The sequence below is a fragment of the Haemophilus sp. UMB1048 genome, from assembly GCF_030218125.1.
Lineage (GTDB): Bacteria > Pseudomonadota > Gammaproteobacteria > Enterobacterales > Pasteurellaceae > Haemophilus_D.
The window spans coordinates 1-231 of sequence record NZ_JASOPB010000216.1 but is presented as its reverse complement, the minus strand read 5'-3'; the positions used below and the strand labels follow the sequence as shown (position 1 = coordinate 231).

The 231-nt window shown below is 56.7% G+C and carries 1 protein-coding gene; it reads left to right on the top strand.

Annotation, left to right across the window (positions count from 1 at the left end; genetic code table 11):
• Positions 1 to 35: 35 nt before the first annotated feature.
• Positions 36 to 231: hypothetical protein (locus QP437_RS10525; RefSeq protein WP_285267803.1), on the top strand; the 196-nt coding region annotated here is incomplete at its 3' end.

Here is a 231-nt window from a genome sequence, read left to right as displayed (position 1 = left end):
AGGGCGTGCCCTTCATCATCCGATCTGGAGTCAAAATGTCCTCACGTAAAGAGCTTGCCAATGCTATTCGTGCGCTGAGCATGGACGCAGTACAGAAAGCCAAATCCGGTCACCCGGGTGCCCCTATGGGTATGGCTGACATTGCCGAAGTCCTGTGGCGTGATTTCCTGAAACACAACCCGCAGAATCCGTCCTGGGCTGACCGTGACCGCTTCGTGCTGTCCAACGGCC